At 54.8% G+C, this 7,216-nt stretch carries 7 protein-coding genes and 1 pseudogene; all 8 read left to right on the top strand.

Translation table 11 applies throughout. From position 1 onward, the window contains the following. The first annotated feature begins 140 nt into the window (after positions 1–140). Entirely contained in the window at positions 141–1,484 is a 1,344-nt protein-coding gene (miaB, locus tag V7028_RS13000; protein WP_334120507.1) for a tRNA (N6-isopentenyl adenosine(37)-C2)-methylthiotransferase MiaB, read from the top strand. 61 nt (positions 1,485–1,545) lie between these two features. Further along, positions 1,546–2,460, top strand: coding sequence for an HlyC/CorC family transporter (locus V7028_RS13005; RefSeq protein WP_334120508.1), 915 nt, complete (start codon positions 1,546–1,548; stop codon positions 2,458–2,460). Further along, positions 2,460–2,648, top strand: a pseudogene (locus tag V7028_RS13010) (apolipoprotein N-acyltransferase); the annotation flags it as partial. The gene V7028_RS13005 and the pseudogene V7028_RS13010, both read left to right, overlap by 1 nt. Before the next feature lie 61 nt (positions 2,649–2,709). Beyond that, complete coding sequence (lnt, locus tag V7028_RS13015) at positions 2,710–3,999, top strand: apolipoprotein N-acyltransferase (RefSeq protein ID WP_334120510.1); 1,290 nt, start codon at positions 2,710–2,712, stop codon at positions 3,997–3,999. A gap of 25 nt (positions 4,000–4,024) precedes the next feature. Beyond that, positions 4,025–5,149: a bifunctional 3,4-dihydroxy-2-butanone-4-phosphate synthase/GTP cyclohydrolase II gene (gene ribBA, locus V7028_RS13020; protein ID WP_334120511.1), complete on the top strand. Its 1,125-nt coding sequence runs from the start codon at positions 4,025–4,027 to the stop codon at positions 5,147–5,149. Continuing rightward, the gene (gene ribH / locus V7028_RS13025) at positions 5,146–5,655 is read left to right on the top strand and encodes a 6,7-dimethyl-8-ribityllumazine synthase (RefSeq protein ID WP_334120512.1); all 510 of its coding nucleotides are present in this window, start codon (positions 5,146–5,148) and stop codon (positions 5,653–5,655) included. Before ribBA ends, ribH begins: the two co-directional genes overlap by 4 nt. Beyond that, positions 5,648–6,136 (top strand): transcription antitermination factor NusB, encoded by a 489-nt coding sequence (nusB, locus tag V7028_RS13030; protein ID WP_334120513.1) that lies wholly within the window; start codon positions 5,648–5,650, stop codon positions 6,134–6,136. Before ribH ends, nusB begins: the two co-directional genes overlap by 8 nt. A gap of 15 nt (positions 6,137–6,151) precedes the next feature. Continuing rightward, on the top strand, positions 6,152–7,216 hold a 1,065-nt coding region (gene thiL, locus V7028_RS13035; protein ID WP_334120514.1), incomplete at its 3' end, for a thiamine-phosphate kinase.

Here is a 7,216-nt window from a genome sequence, read left to right on the forward strand (position 1 = left end):
TTTTCAACGAGGCCTTCATTTTAGCAAGGGATGCAAGTAAAATCCGTCCCGACGCGCAACGATTTACAACGTCCCCGTGTTGGCTCCTGTTTCTGTTCAGAAACGGGTCTGCTTCATGGTGGCAAACTTTCAGGCAAACCATGATTTCCAAGAAAAAACTCTTCATCAAAACCTTTGGCTGTCAGATGAACGAGTACGATTCCGACAAAATGGCCGATGTGCTGGGCGCCTCCGAAGGTTTGGAGCGCACGAACAACCCGGAAGAGGCCGATGTCATTTTGTTCAACACCTGTTCTGTGCGCGAAAAGGCGCAGGAAAAGGTGTTCAGCGACCTGGGCCGTGTGAAGCACTTGAAAAAATCCAACCCCAACCTGATTATCGGTGTGGGCGGTTGCGTGGCCAGCCAGGAAGGCAAGGCCATTGTGGAGCGCGCACCCTATGTGGACGTGGTGTTCGGCCCCCAAACCCTGCACCGTTTGCCACAGTTGATCAAGAAGCGCCGCGACTCCCATCGCCCGCAGGTGGACATTTCATTCCCGGAAATCGAGAAATTCGACAATTTGCCCCTGGCCAAAAACACCGGCGCATCAGCGTTTGTGTCCATTATGGAAGGCTGCAGCAAATACTGCAGTTTCTGTGTAGTGCCATACACCCGTGGCGAAGAAATTTCCCGCCCCTTTGATGATGTGCTCACGGAAATTGCAGATTTGGCCGACCAAGGCGTCAAGGAAATCAATTTGCTGGGCCAAAACGTGAATGCTTATCGGGGGAAGATGGGCGACACCGTTGAAATGGCAGACTTTGCGCTGCTGCTTGAATATGTGTCTGAAGTGCCGGGCATTGAACGCATTCGCTTTACCACCTCGCATCCCAAGGAATTTGGCCCGCGCCTGATCGAATCATACGCCCGGCTGCCCAAGCTGGTGGATCACCTTCATTTGCCCGTTCAAGCAGGTTCAGACCGCATTCTGGCGGCCATGAAGCGTGGCTACACTGCGCTGGAATACAAATCGATTGTTCGCAAGCTGCGGGAAATTCGTCCCAACATTGCCATGTCGTCTGACTTCATCGTAGGGTTTCCGGGTGAAACCGAGGCTGATTTCGAGAAAACCATGGATTTGATCAATGCGGTGGGGTTTGATACGTCATTTTCCTTTGTGTACAGCCCGCGCCCCGGTACGCCCGCAGCTGACCTTGAAGATGGTGTGGACCAGGTCGCAAAACTGAAACGTTTGGCCCGCTTGCAAAAAACCATACAAGACCATGCCACCTGCATCAGCAAGTCCATGGTGGGTTCTCGCCAGAAAGTGTTGGTGGAAGGGCCTTCCAAAAAAGATCCCGCTGAATTGGCGGGTCGCACCGAGAACAATCGCGTGGTCAACTTTGCCGGAAACCCCAGAATGGTGGGGCAAATCGTTGAGCTGGACATTGTGGAGGCCTACCCGAATTCCCTGCGCGGACTAGTGCCCATTGTGGTTGCCTGATTTCGTCATTTTTTTCGGTTATCCTTAAGGTGTTATCGTCAGTAGAGGTTCATCCTCCCGTATGTCCGAATCGAGTCCGTCGCAGGCCCCCAACAAAAAAGAACGTGGCCTGCTAGAACGCCTTTCATGGCTCCTTCTTCGCGAGCCCGAAGACCGGGAACAGCTTGTCGAAATGCTGCAACAGGCCCACGAGCGCAATTTGCTGGACGCCGATGCGCTGTCCATGATCGAAGGGGTGATGCAGGTCAGTGAGCTGTCCGCCCGCGACATCATGGTGCCCCGTGCCCAGATGGACGCCATCAACGCCGAAGACTCCATTGACCAAATTGTGGCTTTTGCCGTTGATAAAGCCCATTCCCGTTTCCCGGTTTACGATGGCGAGCGCGATAACGTGATCGGCGTGTTGCTGGCCAAAGACCTGTTGCGTATTCATGCGGATTCCGAGGTTAATTTGCGCGACATGCTGCGTCCGGCGGTATTTATTCCAGAAAGCAAACGGTTGAATGTGCTCTTGCACGACTTTCGCTTAAACCGCAACCACATCGCGCTGGTGGTGGATGAATACGGCGGCGTGGCGGGTTTGGTCACTATTGAGGATGTGCTTGAGCAAATTGTAGGTGACATTGAAGATGAATACGACTTTGATGACGCCGCCGACAACATTGTGAGCATGGAAAATGCCCAGGCGGGTTTGTACAGGGTGAAGGCCTTGACAACGATTGAGCAATTCAATGAAACCTTTGGCACGGAATTCTCGAATGAACACGCAGACACCGTTGGCGGGCTGCTGACCGATCATTTGGCACGTGTGCCCGGTCGGGGTGAGGTCATCGAATTGTTTCCGATCCATTTTGAAATACTTCGAGCCGACGCGCGTTTGGTGCACTTGTTAAAGGTTCAGCGAATGGAACCAGGCACAAGCGACAACAATTCCGGCAATTCCACCCAGCCCCTCGACACCGACAGGCATTCCTGATGTTTCCTCTTGTTGTTGGCGCCTTGTTGGGCGCCCCCTGGGTGCTGTCTTTTGCGCCCACCTCCTGGTGGTGGCTGGGCCTGGTCCTGATCACCGCCTTGCCTTGTGTTGCCCTTAAAACCCGCCGCCCTTGGCTAACCGGCCTTGCGTTTGGCTGGTCTGCCTACGGCATTGGAGTGTCTTGGCTGCACATCAGCCTGCACACTTATGGCGGTTTGCGGTTTGCCTTCGTTGCTGGCCTGGGCGGCAGTGGCAGCATTTACTTTTTATCTGGCCTTGTTCTCAGCGCTGGCTGTGTGGCTGTACAGCCGGTTTTCTGCCAAATATCCATCGCCCAATGCGGCCGTGTTCAATGCCCTGTTGTGGGCCGCGCTGTGGACGTTTTTTGAATGGGCACGCGGCACCTTCATGACCGGCTTTGCCTGGCTGGGGCTGGGCGATGTGTTGGTGGATTCTCCTTTTGCCAACTTGTTGCCTTGGTTGGGCAGCCATGGAGCCTTGTTTGTTCTCATTTTATTGGGGCATTTGCTGGTGTCACTGGTGTTGGGCCGCCAGTCGCGAACCGCATTGGTGTTCGGTGCGCTTGTTGCCGGAACTGTCGGGCTGATCCAGTTGCCCACGCCAACCCAAAGCGCGGGCATCCTGCCTGTGGCGGGTGTGCAAACGAATGTGGACCAAAGCATTAAGTTTGATCCGGATTTGATTGTGTTCAACATGCAAAAGGCTTTTGCCTTGGGCGATGTGGCAAAACAGCAGCTTGCAGACCAAGGTGGTTTGCTTGTTTTTCCGGAAACCGTCAATCCGCTGGTGTGGACCGACACCCCCGTGGAGTGGCAAACTCGTTTTCGCGACTTTGCCACACCAAATCACACCACCGTGATCATGGGGTCGGCGATTCAGGAAGGCCCGCGCTACTTCAACTCAATTGTCATGTTTCAGGGTGACGAGCCGCTCGAAGACCTTGAGGTGCCAAAGACGCGTCACGACAAACGCCATTTGGTGCCTTTCGGTGAATTCATTCCCTTGGGTTTCAAGTGGTTTGTTGCCATGCTGAACATGCCCATGGGCGAATTCACGTCCGGCACCGGCCCACTGCAGCCGTTCATGGTTCAGGGCAATGCATTGGCTTCCACGGTGTGTTATGAAGACATTTTTAGTGGCGAATTTGCCCAATTGGTGGCCAACTCCACACAAGAACCCACCGTGTTCGTGAATTTGAGTAACCTGGCCTGGTTCGGGCAATCCTGGGCACTGGATCAGCATGCCCAGATGGGCCGAACCCGTTCAGCGGAGCACCGCAAACCCGGTTTGCGCGTCACCAACACCGGCTTGTCGGGTTTGGTCGATGAAAAAGGCCGCTGGGTCGAGAAGGCCATGCCCGGCCAGGCCTTGGTGTGGTCCGGGCAAATCGAAGGGCGATTAGGGCAAACCTTCTTTGCGAAGTGGGGCGATCGTCTGTGGTTTTCCATTTGGGGAGCAGTCCTTCTACTGCTGTGCGTGCGTGAATGGCGCTTGAAGGCTTACAATAGAGCCCATTAAATCAATCTCAAGAATTTACATTGCCATGTCAATAAGTCCAATCAACGAAATAGTTGAAGAAATGCGCGCGGGCCGCATGGTTATTCTGGTCGATGAAGAAGACCGCGAAAACGAGGGAGACCTTGTGCTGGCCGCCGATTTTGTCACGCCTGAAGCCATCAACTTCATGGCCAAATATGGCCGTGGCCTGATCTGTCTTACTTTGACTGAGGCGCGTTGTCGCGAGTTGGGCCTGCGCCCCATGGTGGCAGCCAACGGTTCATCGCACGGCACCAATTTCACCGTGTCGATTGAAGCAGCTGAAGGTGTGTCCACGGGTATTTCTGCGGCAGACCGCTCCCACACCATTCGTGTGGCCGTGAACAAAAATTCAAAGCCTGAAGACCTGGTGCAACCCGGACACATTTTCCCGCTGACCGCGGTCAACGGTGGCGTACTGATGCGCGCTGGCCACACGGAAGCGGGTTGCGACCTGTCAGCCATGGCTGGTTTAAGCCCCGCGTCCGTGATCTGCGAGATCATGAAAGACGATGGCACCATGGCCCGTTTGCCCGATCTGGTTGAATTTGCCAAAGAACACAATTTGAAAATTGGCACCATTGCCGATTTGATTCAGTACCGCAGCACCAAGGAATCGCTGATCGAGCGCATGCACGAACGCATCATCGACACCGTGCAGGGCCAGTTCAATTGCATTTCATTCCGTGACAAGCCCACGGGCAGTGCGCACTTCGCGCTGGTGTACGGGCAGTTGAATCCGGACACTGAGGCGTTGGTGCGCGTGCACGAACCCACCTCGCTGATCGATTTTCTGGAGGTGAACCTGTCTGAACACTCGTTCTCCATTCCAGCTGCCATGAAAAAAGTGGTGGAAGAGGGGGCAGGGGTTATCGTGCTGCTGAACTGTGATGTATCGTCCGACCGACTGCTGGGTCAGTTTGCGTCCCTCGACGACATCGAACAGCGCGGTAGTACCGCGCGCAAGGGTGCGGGCTCAAACCCCGACCTTCGCACCTACGGCATTGGCGCACAAATTCTGCGCGACCTGGGTGTGAACAAAATGAAATTGCTGTCCCGACCACGGAAAATGCCAAGCATGACCGGGTTTGATTTGGAAGTGTCAGGTTATGTCAACGGAGAAACGAAATGAGCAACAGTCCAGGAAGTGTGCCTGCTAATTTGAATGGCGATGGCATTCGTGTGGGCGTGGTTCAGGCCCGCTTCAACGAAGAAATCACCAATGGCCTTTGGGCTGCCTGTTGCAGCGAATTGCTGCGCCTGGGTGTGTTGAATGAAGACATTCTTCACATCACCGTGCCCGGTGCCATGGAAATTCCAATTGCATTGCAGCGCCTGGCGTTTTCCGGTGAATTCGATGCGCTGATTGCCTTGGGTGCCGTGATCAAGGGCGACACCTACCATTTTGAAATTGTGTGTGGCGAAAGTGCCCGTGGTGTTTCCAGCGTGGCGCTGGCACACGACGTCCCAGTGGTGAACATGGTGTTGACCACTTTCACCGAAGACCAGGCCATTGAACGCATTGAAGACAAAGGCGTTAGCGCAGCGCGTTGTGCCGTTGAAATGGGCAACCTCATGATGGCTTTGGATGACAACCTGCCGGGCGTGGACGACGACGAGGCAGAAGACGATGAGTGAAGTCCACAAGCCTGATTCAGGCAAAAGACAAGGCCATACCCGCAATGCGCGCCGCCGTTCACGCGAGTTGGCGCTGCAGGGGCTGTACCAGTGGTTTTTGAACCCAAGCGATGTGGGTGAAATTGACGCACATATTCGCGATGCCCCTGGTTTCGACAAAGCCGACCGCGACCATTACGAATCACTGTTGCATGGTTCAGTGCATCACCTCGAAGATTTGATGCATCAAATCCAGCCTTTCATTGATCGCCCATGGGGCGATCTCAGCCCGGTTGAAAAAGCGGTGCTGGTGTTGGCCAGCCATGAGATGAATTCCCATTCGGAAATTCCCTATCGTGTGGTTATCAACGAAGCGGTAGAGCTGACCAAAACTTTCGGCGGCACAGACGCATTCAAGTTCGTCAATGGTGTGCTCGATAAAGTCGCCGCGCAAGCCCGCGACACGGAAATCAAAGCCCAGTCCAACGTCCAGTCCAGCTAAACCGCAAGGGGCGTTGTGGAATTCGACCTCATTTCGCGCTACTTCAAAGAACCTTTCGCCGACCTGGTTCAATCCAGGGGCGAATCGGTCTTGGCGGGTATCGGGGACGATTGTGCTGCTGTAAAGCCAGCCTTGAACCACACGCTTTATATTTCTACCGATACCCTGGTTGAAGGCGTGCATGTTTTCGGCGACGACCCCGCGTATGTGGTGGGCTGGAAATCCCTGGCGTGTAATTTGTCTGACTTGGCCGCCTGCGGTGCCACGCCGCTTGGTTTTACCTTGAACCTCAGCCTGCCCTCGGTTGACGAAAGTTGGTTGTCTGGTTTTTCCAGGGGGCTGCATGATCTTGCAGCACAGGAAAACTGCCCCTTGGTGGGCGGCGACACCACATCGGCAGGAAGCAACACAGCCAAAACCATATCCATCACCGTATTCGGCCAAGCCCCGACTGAGCACAAGGGATTTCACCGTGCCCATGCCATGGCAGGTGACGATGTGTGGGTCAGTGGCACCCCCGGTTTAGCACGTCTTGGTTTGTTGCTGCAATACCAGCGCATGGGGCAATTGGCAGCGTGTTGCAAGCCATCTGAATTAACGGGTGTTGAGCAGTTGCTCGCGGCATTGCCCAGCCACCTGAAACAGCGCGCGTTGACAGCGTTGCAGAAGCCTGTGGCGACAATCCGCCTGGGGCAACAACTACGAGGTTTGGCCAATGCCTGCGTGGATCTGTCAGACGGGTTGGGCGGCGACATTGGCCACATTGTCAATTCCAGTGGCTTGATGGCAAATTTGTCTGTAACTGAAATTCAGGCCATGTGGCTTGAACACTGGCCAGAACTGGCAGGTTTTCCCGGTGCTGCCGAATTGCTCACCCTGCTGGTTTCAACCACCCTGAAAGGCGGAGATGATTTCGAGTTGTGCTGGGCAGCCAAACCAGTTCACCGCAATGCAATACAATCCCTGCAGCCACGGCCACGCCGCATCGGCACCCTGCAACAAGGGGAAGGGGTGTGGTTGGCGCGTGAAAAAGCCGGGCCAGAACGTTGGCTTGAACAATCCTACAACCACTTTGCAGAA

This window comes from Limnobacter sp., assembly GCF_036846585.1.
Classification (GTDB): domain Bacteria; phylum Pseudomonadota; class Gammaproteobacteria; order Burkholderiales; family Burkholderiaceae_B; genus Limnobacter.

Coding starts and splice junctions, on each gene's coding strand:
- miaB (WP_334120507.1), top strand. CDS start 141: ATGATTTCCAAGAAAAAACTCTTCATCAAAACCTTTGGCTGTCAGATG.
- V7028_RS13005 (WP_334120508.1), top strand. CDS start 1,546: ATGTCCGAATCGAGTCCGTCGCAGGCCCCCAACAAAAAAGAACGTGGC.
- ribBA (WP_334120511.1), top strand. CDS start 4,025: ATGTCAATAAGTCCAATCAACGAAATAGTTGAAGAAATGCGCGCGGGC.
- ribH (WP_334120512.1), top strand. CDS start 5,146: ATGAGCAACAGTCCAGGAAGTGTGCCTGCTAATTTGAATGGCGATGGC.
- nusB (WP_334120513.1), top strand. CDS start 5,648: ATGAGTGAAGTCCACAAGCCTGATTCAGGCAAAAGACAAGGCCATACC.